The organism is Vibrio sp. R-1 (assembly GCF_035615595.1).
Taxonomy (GTDB): domain Bacteria; phylum Pseudomonadota; class Gammaproteobacteria; order Enterobacterales; family Vibrionaceae; genus Vibrio; species Vibrio cholerae.
The window spans coordinates 1-16,404 of sequence record NZ_WPDC01000072.1; the positions used below are offsets into that span (position 1 = coordinate 1).

Genomic DNA, 16,404 nt, shown 5'->3' on the forward strand with positions numbered 1-16,404 from the left:
CACCTAAATTTGCGTGCAGGTCACGCCAGAAAATTCGCGCACCACTGCCCACTCGGATTTTGAGAAACCCCGCTTTACGCGCGTTATCAAGCGGCAACCATAAGTAGATACCACTCACCAGTAAAATCATCCCCAAGCTCGCCGCGACTTCAATCAGATAATCGCCCCAATCGCCAATCAATAAGGTGCCGTGAATGCTGTTCGCCCATTCATACCAGCTTTCGCTGCGATCAATAGTGCCCAGAACCACAGCGCTATACGGGTTAACCGTGACAAATTGGGTTGAACCATCGCTAAACAGTACAGAAAAACGGTTGGCTAAATCCGGCTGGGGCGCAGGAATAAACTGGGTAACTTGCGCTTCTGGATACGCCTTTTGTACTGCCGCAAGCTGCTGAGAAACAGGCATGACCTGCGCTTGTGGTGTAACGTTTAATAGATCGGCGTAGCGAGCTTGTTCAATTTCATCATCAAACAACATGACTAAGCCCGTCAGCGCCAACATCAACATAAAAGGCACCACAAACAGGCCGGCATAAAAATGCCAACGCCAAGTGAGAAAATAGAGGGTTTTACGACGAGCAGCCGCCGTCGGTTGAGGTGTAGTAACGGTACTCAACGTATTTCTTCCTTTTTTAAACGCAAACTATCCCTTCGGTCGAGAAACCAAATGGGATATGAGCGTATGACTTTACTAAATAGATTTATTGTTATTGGGGAGTGAATTCAGTTAAGCCAAAGGCGGAGCACGCGGGACAGCACTTTCAAAACGGACACTTAGAGCCAAAAAAGTGTAACCATCTACTTGCGCCGTCGTTTGTCGAATTGGAAGTCGTGTGGTTGGAAGTTCGGTGTGATGAAAGTTGGAGAAATGGGCAAACGGACACGGTTTACTGTGCTGAGTTTGCGGTTTGCCATCTTCAATTCTAACCAGTTCAAAACCATTGATGGTACAGAGTGTTGCCCAAACACCCGCCGCATTGCCGTGTGCATTGAGCACAGGCATGAGCGAAACCAGCAGCCAACTAAGCAGGCTGAGTTTCAGCATCAAGCGGTGAAAGGTACGTTGCGGGTTCATAACAACACTCTTTATGGATTGCTCACTACTATAACCATTAGTGATAACCATAACAGTGTGTTACACCCAAGTTTTAACAAAAAGATGAGGGTTGTTTACATCTAACAAGCGTTCCTTCCCACTTAAGTCGCTCTCAAGCAGGAAGGGAAAGGCAGACTAACCAAACAACCGCTTCCAAATACTTGGATTGCGTTTGTCATGGTATTCAATTCGCAGATCATCAACGGTTTTTAGGCTAGCTTTTGCTGCCTCGAGTTCACCGGCTTGCAAATGAGCGTCTATTTTATCCAAAGTCACCGCGAGCTTTTGGAAGCCTTCTTGGTAAGTGGCTTCTTTTTCAACAGGATAAACACCTCGTTTGGCTTGTTCAACCAAGCTTTCGAGGGTAGAAATCGGTGCTTGCATCGCTTCAACGGTTGGCGCTTCTGCGGCCTGTTTAAAGGCGAGCTTCATGTCTTGCATGATTGATTTGAGATCTTGTCCCGCGGCAAAAACCGGAGTGGCGAGCAATGCTGCCGCTAGAATCAGTGATTTTTTCATTTTTCTACTCACTTTTGAAGGGAGTGGAATTGTACGCCATTCTGCCTGCAAAAGTGAGCTGAGTTTTGTTGCAAAATTAAAGTAGACCAGCAAACTCTTCAATCGGCTGGCGACCACGTAACTCAAGAAAGTCGAGAAACTGACGCGCGGTATGAGTGATCACACGTTGCGGGTTAATGCCCACTTCATCAATCAGTTGACTGGCTAGCGATAAACCGCCTATGTCCAGACAAAAATGGGCATCACTGCCAGTGGTGATGTAGGCATCGAGCGATTTCGCGACACGAGCAATCTCGTAACAACGATCAATACTGCCCACTCGGCTATGGCCTTTTAAGGTACTGTTGTTGATTTCAATCGCGACATTGTGCGTTTTGGCACAGGCAATCACCTGCTCGAAATCAAAATCAAAGTGCGGGTTCCCCAGATGCCCTAGCGCATCCACTCGGCCGCCTTTGATGGTTTCGATCAGGGCTTGGGTGTGCGCTGCTTTATCGGCGGGATGAAATACTGGTTCGTGGAAACTACCCATCACCCAATCCAAGTTGTGATCCACGCTCGGGTGCAAATCAATCTCACCTTGCGTATTGAGGATGTTAGCCTCCACACCACGAATTACGCCCACGCCCTCCAGAAAACGGGGCAAAATGCGCTGGTTAGAGAAAAACCAGTAATGCGGTGCTCCGGGCATAGACTCAGCGTGATCAGTGGTACAAAACAGCGTCAAGCCATTTTGCTTGGCCGCACGCGCATTCTCAATCAGGGTGCTGTAAGCGTGGCCACTGGCGTAAGTGTGAGTGTGAGTATCTACAGCTAATTTCATTTCAACAGTCCTTCCAAACGCATTGCCGGCCAGTGTAGCAGCCTCCCCTTAGGGTTGCTATGTTCAATCGTGCACTTCATGGCCTTGCACAACAGACATAACACGCCGCAAAGAGAGGCTCAGTTTGCGACACCAAGCCAAACAAACAGATTTAATCGCGTGATTTTTTGCAACCTAGCCAAGATGAACAATACTTATCTGTGTTATTTGGCTTAGGTAACATTATGAAAAAGCGTCGTTATTCCCTATCTATCCATATCAGCAGTCTGTTTTTTATTCTGATCTTGTTCATCGGCAGTGTGCTGATTGCGATCAGTTATTACAGCTCTCAACAGCTTCTGGCGGGTAGTGCGAGAACCTTAGCACACGAGAACAGCAAAAAGCTCGAAACCGTGTTTACCCAAAATGTGGCTCCTATCCTGACCAGTCTCGATTTTCTTGCCACTAGCCGTTTTATTGAGCACACCGAACCGCCACTACAAGATCAACGTTGGTTAACCTCAGTATTACGCGCATTTGAGCAATCTTCGAACTTAAATTCGCTCTATTTTGCCAATGAGACAGGGCAGTTTTTTATGTTCCGCCCCTTACTTAGCCGTGCAGATCGAGTGATGTTTGCGGCACCAGATGACGCTGTACTATGGATGAACTACAGCCATATCGATGGCACCAACGACATCTACTTTCTCAATCAAGAGATGAAATTAGTCGGGCAATACAAAGAGGTCGCCCATTTTTTTGATCCGAGAGTACGCCCTTGGTATCTGAATGCCGCCAATGATGGGGTGATCCGCATTACCGAGCCCTACCTATTTTTCACTCTCCAAACCTATGGGTTAACCTTGTCACGCCGCTCATTCAGTGGCAAACAAGTCGTGGGGGCCGATTTAACGTTGAAAGCCCTTTCCAGTGAACTGAGTAAACTTGGCTTCTCCGATCATTCACAACTGATCTTGCTGGATCAGCAGCTACGCCCCCTAGCAGAGCACAATTCAGGGCTCAATCTTCGCTCCGATCCAGAACAGATTAAGCAATCGCTCCTAAATACTGACACACCGTTTGCTTCTGTCATGAGCCGCATTACTAGCCAAGCGCAATACGATACCCCCCACAGTCAAGGTCAAGATTGGGTCACTACCCTAACGCCAGTCAAACTCAACCAGCAGTTGCATCTGTTTTTAGCGCAAGCAACACCGAAAGATGAGCTGCTGGCGGATCTTATCACCTTACGTAATCGTCAAATCACCAGTGCGATTGTGTTGCTTCTGTTCTGCTTCCCTGTCGTCATTTGGGTGGCGAAACGGCTCTCCAGTCCATTACACAATCTCATCCAACTGACTGATAACATCGCGCGTTTTAACTTCAAAAAAACGCGCTACCCACAAACCATGATTACTGAAGCGGCGAACTTAAGCCAATCCATCCAATTAATGGAACATGCGTTACACGACCTGCTTCGCTTACTGCGCGAAACCACTAACAATCAAGATTTCGCTCAACTGGCAAGAACCATAGCTCACCAGAGTTATGCCATCACCAAAGCCGAAACCATACTGCTGTATGTGTATGATCAAGAAAATAATCAATTCTCTGTTGCCGCCAATCACGCCATCATACCGTTCAAAATCGATATTAATCAGCTACTCAGCAGCAGTGCATGGCTGTTAGCCGAGCTGCGCAAAGGGGAAACCATCCACCTCAATCGTAAAGATAATATTCTGCGCACGTATCTCGATCAGCTTTACAACTCAGACTTATACTTCTTCCCGCTACTGAACCGCGAGCGTCAATTAGTCGGGATTGTCTGTTTGGGCTATGAACGCACCATAGAAAACGTTCAAGCCGATAAACACGCATTTTTGCGTGAACTGCTCAGTTTTGCTGAAATTGCCAAAGACAACATCGATAAAATTCAGCAACAAAAAGAGATGCTGAAGGCGTTCGTCGAACTGATTGCATCGGCGATTGATACCAAATCGCCCTATACCGGAGGCCATTGTCAACGCGTTCCTGAATTAACCCGTTTATTAGCCGAAGCCGCGGCCAAAGATAAACGCTATTTCGCTGAATTCACGATGAGTTCCGAACAGTGGGAAGAGTTAACCCTCGCGGCTTGGTTGCATGACTGTGGCAAAGTCACCACGCCAGAATTCGTGGTTGACAAAGCCACTAAGCTGGAAACGATTTACGACCGGATCCACGAGGTGCGCATGCGCTTTGAACTCTTAAAAATGCAAGCGGAGCGTGATTACTGGCAAAGCTGCGCTCAAGGGGGGGATCCAAAACAGGCAGAGCAGGCGTTGAAGGCGCTGCATCAACAATTGGACGACGAGTTTGCTTTTGTGGCTCAGTGTAACCTTGGCAGCGAAGGGATGAGTGATGAGGATATCAAACGACTGGAGCAGATCGCTCAGCGCCAATGGCAGCGGACTTTAGATGATCAAATCGGCATCTCTTGGGTTGAGAAAAGCCGCGCCGCAGCCCCAGCTCCATTGCCGGTCTGGGAACCGTTGCTGGCCGATAAGTCTGTCCACCAAATTCCTTGGCCACAAGGCAAAACCCCACAAGAAACATGGCAAGAAGCCTTCTGTCTCACGCCTCCGGCTCTGCAATACAATCGTGGGGAGCTGCATAACCTCAAAGTCAAACGGGGCACCTTAACCGCAGAAGATCGGTTTATGATTAATGATCACATCATACAGACTATCTTGATGCTGCAACGCTTACCCTACCCCAAACATTTACAAGGCGTGCCCGAAATTGCAGGAGGACACCATGAGCGCATGGATGGCAAAGGCTACCCACGAGGAATCGAAGCCTCACAGCTGTCGGTACCTGCACGCATCATGGCGATTGCCGATGTGTTTGAAGCTCTGACGTCTAATGATCGCCCCTACAAGAAGGCCAAGTCCTTACAAGAGTGCATCGCGATCATGACAGATATGGCCACCAGCGGGCACATCGACCCTAAACTCTATCTGCTGTTTTTGCAGCACAACCTTCATCAAACTTACGCAGAGCAATTTCTTTCGGCGGAGCAGTGTCAAAATAGCGTTGTCGATACTCAAGAGCATATTCAAAAAGTGCTGGCGTATTTACGGGAAGATTACTAGAACATCACGGCAGAAAGGCGCATTGACGCCTTTCTCATTTTTCCTTTTAAAAACTGATGGTTAACATTTTCACCTGTCACAATTCAATCGATTGCGTTATCAATAGTTGATGTATGTCAAAGAGTCGTAGACAATACGCCCCCGAGTCGGGGATGAGTTTCGCTAGCACCAGTTCCTCCCCGCCGATTGATTTTTCCTATTAAACCTATAGGCAAGATCGGTTTTTGATTTGTGTATTGCGCTGCTAGGGTTGGCGCATGCTAACAATACCCAAAGGTTTTCCGGTGAATATGGATATTGATTCACTGCAAAATCAAGGGAGTACCTCGTTTCTAAAGGAAAGATGATGGTAATACCTGAAAACAGCAGCATCGTAATTTTCGGTGCTTCGGGAGATTTGACGTACCGTAAGCTTATTCCTGCGTTGTATCACCTCTATGCCAGTCAGCAACTGCCTAAATCGTTTGCGATTTTAGGTGTGAGCCGTACCGAGTACAGTGACGAGTCTTACCGCGAGAAGCTAAAGCGCTCACTGCAAGAGCTGGAAAAAACAGAACCTGCCGCTCTCGAAGCCTTCATGCAGCATGTGCATTATCAAGCGCTGAACACCTCAGAAGTAGCTGATTACCAGCACTTAGCGACTCGCCTTGATACACTGGCTAACGATTATCAGTTTGAGCAGCGTAATACGTTGTTCTATCTCGCGACGCCACCAAGCTTGTATGGCGTGATCCCAGCTTGCCTTGCGGCACATGGCCTCAACGATGAGACTCAAGGTTGGAAGCGTCTAATCATCGAGAAACCTTTTGGTTACGATTTGCAATCTGCGCAAGAGCTGGATGTGGAAATCCACCGCCACTTCAAAGAGCACCAGATTTACCGTATCGACCACTACCTTGGTAAAGAAACCGTGCAAAACCTGCTGGTATTCCGCTTTGCCAACGGCATGTTTGAGCCACTGTGGAACCGTAACTTTATTGATTACGTGGAAATCACAGGCGCAGAATTCTTAGGTGTAGAAGAGCGCGGCGGTTATTACGACGGCTCTGGCGCGGTGCGCGATATGTTCCAAAACCACCTGCTGCAAGTGCTGGCGATGGTCGGCATGGAGCCGCCTGCGGCGATCAACGCCGATTCCATTCGTAACGAAGTGAACAAGGTACTGCAAAGCCTACAACCGCTTTCTGAATCTGATCTGCGCAATAATCTGGTGCTCGGTCAATACACCGAATCCGAAGTGCGTGGACAGTTTTTACCCAGCTACCGTAATGAGCCGGGCGTGGCCGCTGATTCACGCACCGAAACTTACGTTGCGCTGAAAATGTTCATCAATAACTGGCGTTGGAATGGTGTGCCATTCTATGTGCGCAGCGGTAAACGTTTACCAACGCGTGTCACCGAAGTGGTCATTCACTTCAAACGTACACCGCATCCTGTCTTTGGGCAAAATGCGCCAGAGAACAAGCTGATCATCCGTATTCAGCCTGATGAAGGCATTCTGATGAGCTTCGGCTTGAAAGAGCCGGGCGCAGGTTTCAAAGCCAAAGAAGTGTCGATGAATTTCCACTACGCCTCACTGGAGCAGATCAAAATGCTCACCGCTTATGAGCGTCTGCTGCTCGATGCACTCAATGGTGATGCGACACTGTTTGCCCGTACTGATGCGGTAGAAGCTTGTTGGAAGTTTGTGCAGCCGATCCTCGATTTCAAACAAGATCCGCAATCGCTGTATGGCTACGCCTGTGGCACTTGGGGTCCGAAAGAGTCGGATGACTTGCTGCGCCGTGACGGCCGTGAGTGGCGCTTCCCTTGTAAAAACCTCACTAACACGGATTACTGCGAATTATGATCAACCATAAAATTTTCCCAACTGCGGATGCCGTGGTGAAAAGCCTTGCTGACGATATGTTGGCGTACAGCCAGCAAGGTCAGCCAGTACACATTTCCCTGTCTGGCGGCAGCACGCCCAAAATGCTGTTTAAGCTTTTGGCAAGCCAGCCTTACGCGAACGACATTCAGTGGCAAAACCTGCATTTCTGGTGGGGAGATGAGCGCTGTGTGGCACCGGATGATGCCGAAAGCAATTACGGTGAAGCCAATGCGCTGCTGTTTAGCAAAATCAACATGCCTGCGCAGAACATTCACCGCATTCTGGGTGAAAACGAGCCACAAGCTGAAGCAGAACGTTTTGCTCAAGCGATGGCGCATGTGATCCCAACCGAAAACGGCACGCCTGTGTTTGATTGGATCCTACTCGGTGTCGGTGCCGATGGTCATACCGCATCCCTGTTCCCAGGGCAAACCGACTATGCAGACGCGAATCTTTCGGTGGTGGCAAGCCATCCAGAATCTGGGCAATTACGCGTTTCAAAAACCGCGAAAGTGCTGCAAGCCGCAAAACGCATCAGTTATCTCGTTCTTGGCGCCGGTAAAGCCGAGATCGTAGAACAAATTCACACCACTCCAGCCGAGCAACTGCCTTATCCGGCAGCAAAAATTCACTCCACTTCAGGAGTGACCGAGTGGTACTTAGATTCAGACGCCGCAGCAAAGATTGCGTGAAGGAGAGAAATAAATGAAAGGTGATATCGGTGTAATCGGCCTTGCAGTCATGGGCCAAAACCTGATCCTCAACATGAACGACCACGGCTTCAAAGTGGTGGCACACAACCGTACCGCGGCTAAAGTGGACGAGTTCCTAGAAGGCCCAGCCAAAGGCACTAACATTGTTGGCGCTTACACGCTGCAAGAACTGGTTGATAAACTGGCGACACCGCGCAAAGTGATGCTGATGGTACGTGCTGGTCAAGTGGTTGATGACTTCATCGAGCAACTGGTTCCACTGCTCGACAAAGGCGACATCATCATTGATGGTGGTAACACCAACTTCCCTGATACTAACCGCCGTGTCAAAGCGCTGCGTGAAAAAGGCATTCACTTCATCGGTACGGGTGTTTCTGGTGGTGAAGAAGGTGCACGTTTCGGACCTTCGATCATGCCGGGTGGCGCACCTGAAGCATGGGAAGCGGTAAAACCGATTTTCCAAGGCATTTCTGCAAAAACTGACGCTGGTGAGCCTTGCTGTGACTGGGTGGGCAACGATGGTGCCGGTCACTTCGTGAAAATGGTTCACAACGGTATCGAATACGGCGACATGCAGCTTATCACTGAAGCTTACCAGTTCATGAAAGATGGTCTGGGTATGTCGGCCGATGAAATGCAAGCCGTATTTGCTGACTGGAACAAAACTGAGCTAGACAGCTACTTGGTTGAGATCACCGCTGACATCCTTGGCTACAAAGATGAAGATGGTGAAGCGCTGGTTGAGAAGATCCTCGATACTGCTGGCCAAAAAGGCACAGGTAAATGGACGGGCATCAACGCGCTGGACATGGGTATTCCACTGACGCTGATCACGGAATCCGTGTTCTCTCGCTGCCTATCCGCACTGAAAGATCAACGTGTTGAAGCTGAAAAACTGTTTGGTAAAACCAAAACTCAAGTCGAAGGTGACAAACAAGTTTGGGTTGATGCGCTGCGTCAAGCGCTGCTGGCTTCAAAAATCATCTCTTACGCACAAGGCTTTATGCTGATGCGTGAAGCATCGAACGAGAATGGTTGGAACCTGAACTACGGTAACGTGGCTCTGATGTGGCGTGGTGGTTGTATCATCCGCTCTGCGTTCCTAGGCAACATCCGTGATGCGTTTGAAAAGAACCCAGAACTGGCGTTCTTAGGTTCTGATGCGTACTTCAAAGGTATTCTGGACAACTGTCTGGCTGCATGGCGTAAAGTGGCAGCGAAGTCGCTGGAAGTCGGCATCCCAATGCCATGTACGACTTCAGCACTGACCTTCCTTGATGGTTACACTACGGCTCGCCTGCCAGCGAACCTGCTACAAGCACAGCGTGATTACTTTGGTGCGCACACTTATGAGCGTATCGATCGTCCGCGTGGTGAGTTCTTCCACACTAACTGGACGGGTACAGGCGGTAATACTGCGTCTACCACTTACGACGTGTAATGACACCTAGTAGGAAAGCGTCATACTGATAAGGATGAAATTAGGGCTAGCTACTTCTTTCGTATCAGCCTATAATTTCTCCGTTCAGGGAGGATGTCGGTTTTACCGACATCCTCTATTTTTTTCTGCACATTTCGCTTTTAAGAGAATCGACGATGACAATCAACAAGTACTATGTTTTGGTTCCAGAGGCTTTGGAACAATCAACACATCAGGACAGTGACGTTGCATCTGACATGGAAGCTCAGCGCCAACAAATGGTGAAAGAAGCACAAAATCAAGGCGGTTTGTAACTCAAACCACGCCGATAAAAAAGCACCTCAGGGTGCTTTTTTTATGTCCATTTTCCACGATAGACCCAAAGAGCGAGTGGTCACTAGGAAGCGAGTAGATTCATTCCCATGCTCATAAATAGACTAAGTGATTGGAGTGAGCTGACGCCACCGCACGTTCAGGTAGAGACAGTATAGAAAATCAACTAATCCTCGAAACTTCCTATCGATTAGTTCAATTATAGAAACAATCATGTTGCCAAGTCGCTATATATCCAACTCTGTGCTTTGCTTAAACTCACCGCAACAAAACAAACTTCCCAACAACGGAGTCTTAAAATGAACACATTAACCAAACTACTTGCTGCTACCATGACCTTATCTGCTCAAGCCATGGCTGCGACCCCACTGACTTTGGATGTCTACAACGCCGATGGTAACAGCTTCCATGTGAATGCAACCGTGGTGTACGGTGAAACCGAAGCGATGGTAGTGGATACTGGCTTTACCAAAGCAGATGCGCTGCGCATCGGCGCGAAAGTACTGGATTCAGGTAAAACCTTAAAAACGATTTTCATCTCTCAAGCGGATCCAGACTACTACTTTGGCGCAGAAGTGTTAAAGCAGATGTTCCCGCAAGCAGAAGTGATTGCAACCCCGGGTGTAAAAGCGAAAATCGAACAGAAACTGCAAGGTAAGCTGGATTTCTGGGCACCGAAAATGGGCGCCAACGCGCCAGTGAAACCGGTTCTGCCAACGGCATACCAAGGTAAAACACTGGAAATTGATGGCCAAACTATCGAAATTCGTGGTACCGAAGGTGAACTGAAACATCGTCCTTATTTGTGGATCCCTGCCAATGCAGCGATCTTGGGGAATGTGGCTGTGTACGGTAACGTTCATCTATGGATGGCCGATGCACAAACAGACAGTGAGCGCAAAGCTTGGGCTGAACAACTCGATGAGATGGCAGCGCTTAAGCCAAAAGTGGTCATCCCAGGGCATATGACACCGGGAACCGCCATGGACAGCAGTGCGATTAAGTTTTCACAAAAATACCTAGCTGATTTTGCTAAAGCGAAAGCCTCTAGTAAAAATAGTGCACAGCTGATTGAAAAAATGAGCAAAATCTATCCGGATGCAGGCCTACCTATGGCGCTTGATATTGGTGCGAAAGTTCATACTGGTGAAATGAAATGGTAAGGGTTCACTACATTTTTGACCCTATGTGTGGGTGGTGCTTCGGCGCCACCTCACTGATGGAACAACTGGCACAACAATCTCATCTTGAACTGGTACTACACCCCGGTGGCATGATGGACAAAGCACAGATCAGTCCTGATTTTCGTGCGCATATTTTGCAAGCCGACCAACGCATTCAGCGTGAAACAGGAGCAGAGTTTGGCGAGGCGTATTTAGAGCGTGTACGCAGTGGTCAACCACTCATGCTCGATTCGTACTTCACAGCCCAAGCCATCATTGCGGCACGTCTTGCAGGCAAACGTGATTTCGACATGCTGAAAGCCATTCAGCGTGCGCACTACCAGCAAGGTCTGGATGTGACACAAACGGATGTAATGCAACAGTTAGCGCAAGCGATGGGCATTACCCCTGAAACATGGCAAAACGTGATGCCACAAGCTGCAGCAAAAGTACGCAGTGACATTGCTCAAACCCAACGCTTAATGCAACAGCTGGGTTTAGGTGGTTTTCCTTCGTTAGCCATTGAGCAAAATAACGAGTGGTACACCTTAAGTCCTAGCCACTACTATCGCCGCCCACAAGAGTGGCAAGCATGGTTAGAATCACTCAGCGTGACAGCATAAAAAATGACACCCCATAATGGGGTGTCATTTTTTTATTCGATTAATAAATCAGAGACTCTTCCTCGCCAATCCGCCAGCTCATCTCGCCAATGTTGTTGCTGTTTATCTGAGCTATTTTGCAAAATTTGCACAACATAACGCTGACCTAATTCGCGGTTATAACTCAGCTTGGCTTTCAAGATCATCCCGTAATGCTGCTCAGGGTTTAGTAGTAAAGATTCGAGTTGAGCCTGAAATGCTTCTGGTTGTGTTCTTTGTTGCAATAATGTACGCACCTGCTCACGCATCGTCGTTTGAAATCCTATCCAATCGTTGGCGGTGGGTTGAATATTGTTACTCCAAACCTTGACCAACTCTTGCTGAGACTTATTTAAGGGTCCAAGCCAATCTTCTAAGCGATCTGTAATCCGCTCTTGATAAAAATCACGCAACTCACTCTCATCCATCTTAATGAATTTCTTGGCAAATTTGTCATGTCGTTTAATGAAGGCTTGCATAAACTGTTCGGTTTGCTCCTCACTGAGCGTGGCGGCCAGCCGGCTGACATCCGGTAGCAGCTTGATAACCAGACGCTGATAGTAAAATCGCATTTTCTCTTGGTACTGGGCTACCTGCTCAACCGTTACGTCAGGTAAAAAGAGCGCCGAAAGTTCATCCATCATTGCCAAATAACCGGGCAATTCTTGGGCACGATGCCAGCTCTGTAAACTCGGCATCGTTTGTTCAATCAAGGTTTTCTGCTGCGTATTCAGGTCAACAAAATCCTCAGCATAATCAATCACAAACCAATCAAGATTGTGGTAGACCAACTTAGTCGCGCAACCAACCAGAAAGGTACAAAGCAGAAGTACACGAAGCCATTTCAACATAAGAGAAGTCCTTTCTTAATCACTCTGGGTTTTACGCAGTAATTCAAGCGAACGTTCAACACCCCAGTGAGAAACTTAAAAAAAGAATGGCTGAAGCTTTAAGAGAAAGAAAGCTGGTCAAGACCAGCTTTCGGATTTATTTGGAGAGAACCCACAATCTGGCGACATTCTCGGCCAAATCGGCAAGGTTAAAATCGGACTCTTTAAGCGCATCGTCAAGCGACATGGCCCGCGGCACCGCAGCGAAAACCGCATCGATCCCGCACTGGTACACGGCTTGATAGTTATCGCCAGTACAGCCGCACAACGCCAGCACAGGAACGTCAAAGCGTTTGGCAACTTTGGCCACCCCCATTGGGGTTTTGCCATGTACGGTTTGACTGTCGATGCGCCCTTCGCCAGTGATCACTAAATCTGCATCACTGACTTGATGAGCAAGTTGAACCGTCTCCAGCACAATCTCAATACCCGGTCGTAATCTTGCTTGAGTATAGGCCAAAAGCGCCGCGCCCATCCCCCCTGCCGCCCCCGCACCGGCACTCTCTAAAACCATTTTGCCAGTCACTTTTTCCGTGAGTAAACCAAACTGCCGTAAGGCTCCATCCAATAATTGAACATCTTCTGGCGTTGCCCCCTTTTGCGGACCAAATACCGCAGACGCACCTTTATCGCCACATAATGGGTTGTTCACATCACAGGCCACCAAGATATCGCAGTTCTGTAGCCTTGGGTCGAAATCTTGTAAATCGATGTGGGTCAACTCGCGTAAGCCGCCACCAGTCAGTTGGATGGGATCGCCATCGGCATTGGTAAAGCGCGCGCCAAGTGCCGCAAGCATGCCCACGCCGCCATCATTGGTCGCACTACCACCTAGACCAATAATCAGCTTAGTGACACCTTGATCTAACGCGTGTCGGATCAGCTCTCCAGTGCCAAAACTGGTGGTGAGTTTAGGGTCGCGCTGCGCAAGCGGCACATGATGCAGGCCACTGGCCGCAGCCATTTCGATCACCGCAGTTTGGTTATCTCCCAACATTCCATAGAAGGCCTCGACTCGTTTACCTTGTGGCCCCATCACTTTGACTTCAACAAGTCGTCCTTGTGTGGCGTCCACTAACGATTGCACCGTCCCTTCGCCACCGTCCGCAACCGGGATAGCGACAAATTTTGCATCATGCCATACCCGAGCCAACCCAGCTTGAATCGCATCACACACTTGTTTTGCCGTTAAGCTCTCTTTAAAGGAATCTGGGGCGATAACCACTTTCATATCACGCGCTCCTGCCTATTTGTTGCCATTATTCCGTCTCTTTTCCGCATCACCATTTATGTACTCATATCATCATCCAAAAATCCGATACTCAACAAATCTCGATTACAGTTAGTTAAAAGTGTGATGACTTTTGGATACCAGCCCATCACGGTATGTGCATAAAAATAAAAGCTGCCCGCAGGCAGCTTTTATGGGAAAAAATAGAGGTCTTGATTAGGTGCGGATATGAGCTATTGCACTATTAAGATCGTCAACGTTGCGTTGTAAATCCACCACAACAGGACCCAGTTGTTTGATCGCTAAGTTCATTTCACCAGACAGCGTTTTGATGGTACTGAGGTTGCTTGAAATCTCATCACTTACGGTTAATTGCTCCTCAGTCGCAGCAGCAATTGACGTGTTGAGTTTATGGATCTCTTTGGCCGAGCCCTGGATAGCCACCAACGACTCGTTGGCCACGCCCATATTTCCACGGGTTGATTGCATTTTATCAGCGCTTATACGGATTGTTTTGGTCGACATCTCCGCTTTTTCTTGCAGCATAGAGATCATGGTTTCAATCTCGCCCGTCGACTCTTGCGTACGCTGTGCCAAAGAACGGACTTCATCGGCGACCACTGCAAAACCTCGCCCTTGCTCACCCGCACGAGCCGCTTCAATCGCCGCATTCAACGCCAGCAAGTTGGTCTGCTCTGCAATCGCTTTAATCACATCCAGCACGTTACCGACATTATTGGACTCAGTAGCCAGTTGTTGAATGATCTCTGAGGTTTTTTGGAATTCGCCATCTAAATCCGCAAATTCGCGAATCGTTTTCTCAAACACTTGTTTACTGTTGTTGGCTTCTTTTTCAGCACTGCCTGCGTACTCTTCTGCCATATTAGTGCTTTGAGACACACTCGATAGCGCCGATGTCATCTCTTCCATCGCCGTCGCAGCCATATTCAACTCTTGATCTTGCTGGCTCGACATTTTCATATTTTGCTCAGTGATACTACGAATGGTGTCGGAAATTGAGGAAATGGTGTGGTTAACCTGATTAATTTTACTGATGGTTGAGCCATAACTGACCAGCACTTTATTAATCGTACGTCCGATTACTGCAAGCTCATCATCACTCTTTTCATCAACTCTTAAGGTAAGGTCTGAATTGTCATCGGCTCTTTGTAAAACACTCGCCATTCTGTCAATCGGTGCAACAATTTTACGATTGACCACGACATAGCCAATAATCGCAATAATCGTAACCGTAATTAATGAGATATTGCCGATCAGTACGGTACTTTTTACTTGCTCTGCAGCTTGGTTAAACTGTTGTGCCGTTCGTGCTTCAAGCTCTTGGAAGAAGCGGTCAATAGGTGCCATGATCTTAGCTTTTTCACGATGGTACTCTTCACTGTGTAACAGTTGTACCGCCATGTTGACATCCGGCTCGCCTTTTACCGTGTAATTGCCACTCGCATCAGGAAATAAGCCTTTTACTGCATTCATGGCTTTCACTTCCATGTTAACCAAAGCATCGGAGTTATTTTGCGCCTCTTTCAGCAAGGCGAACTCTCTGTCACTAAAACCGAGGTCTTTCATCATTTGCTGTAGCGCGATGGTTTGCCCATCCGGTTTAGGCTTTTGGCCGTACTGCAGAACAAGATCCCAATAAATGGTGTGGTAACTCTCGGGGCGGGACTTTTTGCCGTTGCGGATATCGAGAATATCCATATACATTTTTTCGTACTTTTCATCCCCAGTGACCACATAGGTGCGGCCTAAACGGGTAAGATCGTCGGAGCTTTGACGTAGCTCATCTGCAGCTTGGTAAGATTGATAGCGGATCAACGATAATCTATCGACTTGCTCTTCGAGATTATCCAGTTGGAAGACGGTCGCCATAGTAATCGCCATGCCTACGCCTATCGCTGCAAAAACAAGCTTCATTGTGGTGTTAATTTTCATGAAAGATCCTTCTAGGAAAAACAGGGCATATCTGAACATTTATAATGACGTTCTTGTTGTTACTTTCAGCTTAGAAGATGTTTAACGAACTGGTAGGAGAATCTTGCTTTTTTCTGTGGGTAATCATTGAGAAGTATTTACTTGAAGCTTATTAGGTTACAACTTCAACTAGGCAGGAATGGCCACCTAAAAAATAAAGCGGCTTTGCAGCCGCTTATAAAGATGTCGATTTATGATTAAAGAGCCATGCTTAACCGTTGGAAATCTTGCGGTGACCTTCTTCCAGATGAACAAAGTCCACTAAATCATCGCCAGAAACTTGGTATGCTTGGCCAAAACCTTTCACGAATAACCCCTGCTCTGGCTGTAGACGGAATAACATGAAGTCTTGCAGTTGACTGAGACCATCAATGATTTCGCCAAAGCGCTCACCCATTTGTGCAATCACTTGGCACCACAACTCGCTGTCACGTTCAACCATGCTGGCAACCGCATCAAAGGTCAGACGTTTACGGGCGAAAAGTTGTTTTGCTTCCGTTTCATCTTCAATCATCATGATCGACACTTGCGGATTCACTTCAAGGTTACGGGCATGACGGGCGATGTGCGAAATCAGCACAAAGTAGCCTTCTTGAT

At 47.9% G+C, this 16,404-nt stretch carries 15 protein-coding genes; 7 read left to right on the forward strand and 8 right to left on the reverse strand.

Annotation, left to right across the window (positions count from 1 at the left end):
• The 4 genes from GOU96_RS13535 to GOU96_RS13550 form a co-directional block, all read right to left on the reverse strand.
• On the reverse strand, positions 1–619 hold a 619-nt coding region (locus GOU96_RS13535; protein WP_324701977.1), incomplete at its 3' end, for a PepSY domain-containing protein.
• A 111-nt stretch (positions 620–730) separates the two neighbouring features.
• Entirely contained in the window at positions 731–1,078 is a 348-nt protein-coding gene (locus tag GOU96_RS13540; protein ID WP_267782335.1) for a hypothetical protein, read from the reverse strand.
• A gap of 156 nt (positions 1,079–1,234) precedes the next feature.
• Positions 1,235–1,618: a cytochrome b562 gene (locus GOU96_RS13545; RefSeq protein WP_114716808.1), complete on the reverse strand. Its 384-nt coding sequence runs from the start codon at positions 1,616–1,618 to the stop codon at positions 1,235–1,237.
• Positions 1,619–1,694: 76 nt separating this feature from the next.
• On the reverse strand, positions 1,695–2,441 hold the full coding sequence (locus GOU96_RS13550) for a phosphatase (RefSeq protein ID WP_000762053.1): 747 nt from the start codon (positions 2,439–2,441) through the stop codon (positions 1,695–1,697).
• A gap of 224 nt (positions 2,442–2,665) precedes the next feature.
• Between GOU96_RS13550 and GOU96_RS13555 the strand changes: the two genes are divergently transcribed.
• The 7 genes from GOU96_RS13555 (at position 2,666) to GOU96_RS13585 (ending at position 11,676) form a co-directional block, all read left to right on the forward strand.
• Positions 2,666–5,554, forward strand: a complete 2,889-nt coding sequence (locus tag GOU96_RS13555; protein WP_162805466.1) for an HD domain-containing phosphohydrolase — start codon at positions 2,666–2,668, stop codon at positions 5,552–5,554.
• Positions 5,555–5,900: 346 nt separating this feature from the next.
• Entirely contained in the window at positions 5,901–7,403 is a 1,503-nt protein-coding gene (gene zwf / locus GOU96_RS13560; RefSeq protein ID WP_000236511.1) for a glucose-6-phosphate dehydrogenase, read from the forward strand.
• Entirely contained in the window at positions 7,400–8,116 is a 717-nt protein-coding gene (pgl, locus tag GOU96_RS13565) for a 6-phosphogluconolactonase (RefSeq protein ID WP_000607056.1), read from the forward strand. Before zwf ends, pgl begins: the two co-directional genes overlap by 4 nt.
• A gap of 13 nt (positions 8,117–8,129) precedes the next feature.
• The gene (gnd, locus tag GOU96_RS13570) at positions 8,130–9,578 is read left to right on the forward strand and encodes a decarboxylating NADP(+)-dependent phosphogluconate dehydrogenase (RefSeq protein WP_000675469.1); all 1,449 of its coding nucleotides are present in this window, start codon (positions 8,130–8,132) and stop codon (positions 9,576–9,578) included.
• Positions 9,579–9,733: 155 nt separating this feature from the next.
• Positions 9,734–9,871 carry a hypothetical protein gene (locus tag GOU96_RS13575; protein ID WP_123011949.1) on the forward strand — a complete coding sequence of 46 codons (138 nt, stop codon included), beginning with the start codon at positions 9,734–9,736 and terminating at the stop codon, positions 9,869–9,871.
• Positions 9,872–10,189: 318 nt separating this feature from the next.
• Positions 10,190–11,053, forward strand: a complete 864-nt coding sequence (locus tag GOU96_RS13580; protein WP_267782327.1) for an MBL fold metallo-hydrolase — start codon at positions 10,190–10,192, stop codon at positions 11,051–11,053.
• A complete protein-coding gene (locus tag GOU96_RS13585) occupies positions 11,047–11,676 on the forward strand; it encodes a DsbA family protein (protein ID WP_001885299.1) in 630 nt (209 codons plus the stop codon). The genes GOU96_RS13580 and GOU96_RS13585 overlap by 7 nt, the downstream gene beginning before the upstream one ends.
• A gap of 32 nt (positions 11,677–11,708) precedes the next feature.
• Here GOU96_RS13585 and GOU96_RS13590 read toward each other — a convergent pair whose 3' ends face one another.
• The 4 genes from GOU96_RS13590 to GOU96_RS13605 form a co-directional block, all read right to left on the reverse strand.
• On the reverse strand, positions 11,709–12,545 hold the full coding sequence (locus GOU96_RS13590) for a DUF6279 family lipoprotein (RefSeq protein WP_053037164.1): 837 nt from the start codon (positions 12,543–12,545) through the stop codon (positions 11,709–11,711).
• A gap of 136 nt (positions 12,546–12,681) precedes the next feature.
• Positions 12,682–13,815, reverse strand: coding sequence for a glycerate kinase (locus GOU96_RS13595; RefSeq protein WP_053037165.1), 1,134 nt, complete (start codon positions 13,813–13,815; stop codon positions 12,682–12,684).
• Between the two features lie 216 nt (positions 13,816–14,031).
• Complete coding sequence (locus GOU96_RS13600; protein ID WP_042989664.1) at positions 14,032–15,768, reverse strand: methyl-accepting chemotaxis protein; 1,737 nt, start codon at positions 15,766–15,768, stop codon at positions 14,032–14,034.
• A gap of 250 nt (positions 15,769–16,018) precedes the next feature.
• The coding region (locus GOU96_RS13605; protein ID WP_324701978.1) for a pyridoxamine 5'-phosphate oxidase family protein at positions 16,019–16,404 on the reverse strand (386 nt) is incomplete at its 5' end.